This is a genomic window from Neisseria sp. P0021.S005 (assembly GCF_051956955.1).
Genome location: NZ_JBQCWY010000486.1, coordinates 1 through 2,297, shown reverse-complemented (window position 1 = coordinate 2,297; position 2,297 = coordinate 1). Strand labels below are relative to the sequence as shown.

The 2,297-nt window shown below is 53.9% G+C and carries 1 protein-coding gene; it reads right to left on the bottom strand.

Translation table 11 applies throughout. The annotated features are described in order from the left end of the window. Positions 1–2,227: valine--tRNA ligase (locus ACTHUE_RS15920; RefSeq protein ID WP_440423965.1), on the bottom strand; the 2,227-nt coding region annotated here is incomplete at its 3' end. Positions 2,228–2,297 lie beyond the last annotated feature (70 nt).

The window sequence follows — 2,297 nt, the reverse complement described above, 5'->3', positions numbered from 1 at the left end:
CGAGTACGCGCACGAGGGTGCGGCGTGTGGTGCGCTGGGTTGTCGGGCAGCCGGTTTGGATTTGCACTTTTGCCAGCTCGATGTACCAGTCGCAATATTCGTTCCACACAAATTCGTACAGCGTTTGTGCGGCAAGGTCGAAGCGGTAGGTTTCAAAGGCTTCGGCAACGGCGGCTTCGGCCTGTTGCAGTTTGCCGATAATCCATTGGTCGGCAAAGGTAAACGCCAACGGCTGCATTTCGTCTTGACCGCAGTCTTTATCTTCGGTGTTCATCAACACGAAGTTGGTGGCGTTCCACAATTTATTGCAGAAATTGCGGTAGCCTTCGGCGCGTTTGAAGTCGAAGTTGACGCTGCGGCCGAGGCTGGCGTAGCTCGCCATGGTGAAGCGCAATGCGTCCGCGCCCATGCTCGGAATGCCTTCAGGGAAGAGTTTTTTGGTTGCTTCTTCCACTTTCGGCGCGGTTTCGGGTTTGCGCAGGCCGGTCGTGCGTTTCACCAGCAGCTTGTCCAAGTCGATGCCGTCAATCAAATCCACAGGGTCGATGACGTTGCCTTCGGATTTGGACATTTTTTTGCCTTCGTGGTCGCGCACGATGCCGTGGATGTACACGTCTTTAAACGGTACTTTGCCGGTGAAGTGGGTGGTCATCATAATCATGCGCGCCACCCAGAAGAAGATGATTTCGTAGCCGGTTACCAAGACATTGGACGGCAGGAAGGCTTTGAGTTCGTCGGTTTCAGACGGCCAGCCGAGTGTGGAGAACGGCACGAGCGCGGAGGAGAACCATGTATCCAATACGTCTTCTTCGCGGGTCAAACCTGTTTTGCCGGCTTGTTTTTCGGCTTCTTCCTGATTGCGGGCGACGTACACATTGCCTTCGTTGTCGTACCATGCAGGGATTTGATGGCCCCACCACAGTTGGCGCGAAATACACCAGTCTTGGATGTTGTTCATCCATTGGTTGTAGGTATTGACCCAGTTTTCAGGGATAAAACGTACCGCGCCGCTATCAACGGCTTTTTTGGCTTTGTCGGCCAGGCTCAAACCTTTGAACTCGCTGTCAGGCTCGCCGCCGTTTGGCGTGGCGGACATAGCGACAAACCATTGGCTGGTCAGCATCGGCTCAATCACGGAACCGGTACGGTCGCCTTTCGGCGTCATCAGCGTGTGCGGTTTGATTTCGACCAAGAAACCTTGTTCCTGCAAATCGGCAACCATTTGTTTGCGCGCGGCAAAGCGGTCTAAGCCTGCGTATTTTTCAGGCAGGGCAAAGCCTGGTTGCGCTTCGCCTTTGAAGTTAAACACTTCGGCGTTTGCCAGCACTTTGGCTTCCAAATCAAACACATTAATCAGGCGCGTGTCGTGGCGTTTGCCGACTTCGTAGTCGTTGAAGTCGTGCGCAGGCGTGATTTTCACGCAGCCGGTACCGAAGTCTTTTTCGACGTATTCGTCGGCAATCACGGGGATGGTGCGGCCGGTCAGCGGCAGGATTAATTCCTTGCCGATCAAATGCGTATAACGTTCGTCTTCAGGATTGACGGCAACGGCCACGTCGCCCAACAGCGTTTCAGGGCGGGTGGTCGCCACGATAACGGCTTCGGCGGGATTGTCCGCCAGCGGATAGCGGATGTGCCACATAGAGCCTTGTTCTTCCACGCTTTCCACTTCCAAATCAGATACTGCCGTACCCAAAACCGGATCCCAGTTCACCAAGCGTTTGCCGCGGTAAATCAAGCCTTGTTCATACAGACGCACAAACACTTCGGTTACGGTTTCGGCGCGCACGTCGTCCATCGTGAAATACTCACGCGTCCAGTCGGCAGAGCAGCCCACGCGGCGCATTTGTTGGGTAATCGTACCGCCGGAAACTTCTTTCCATTCCCACACTTTTTCCAAGAATTTCTCGCGGCCCAAGTCATGACGGGACACGTTTTGCGCGGCAAGTTGACGCTCGACCACGATTTGCGTGGCAATGCCCGCGTGGTCGGTGCCCGGAATCCAGGCGGTGTTGCAGCCTTTCATGCGGTAGTAGCGGGTTAGACCGTCCATGATGGTTTGGTTGAAGGCATGGCCCATGTGCAGCGTACCGGTTACGTTGGGCGGCGGCAGTTGGATGGAGAAAGACGGTTTGGTCAAATCCATATCAGGCTGGAAATAGCCCTGCTCTTCCCAGTTTTGATAATGTTTGGATTCGATTTCGGCTGGATTGTATTTGTCTAACATGATGGAACTTTGTGAAATTAAGGTTATTTTTGATGTGCGGATTATAACGCAAAAAGGCCGTCTGAATCAT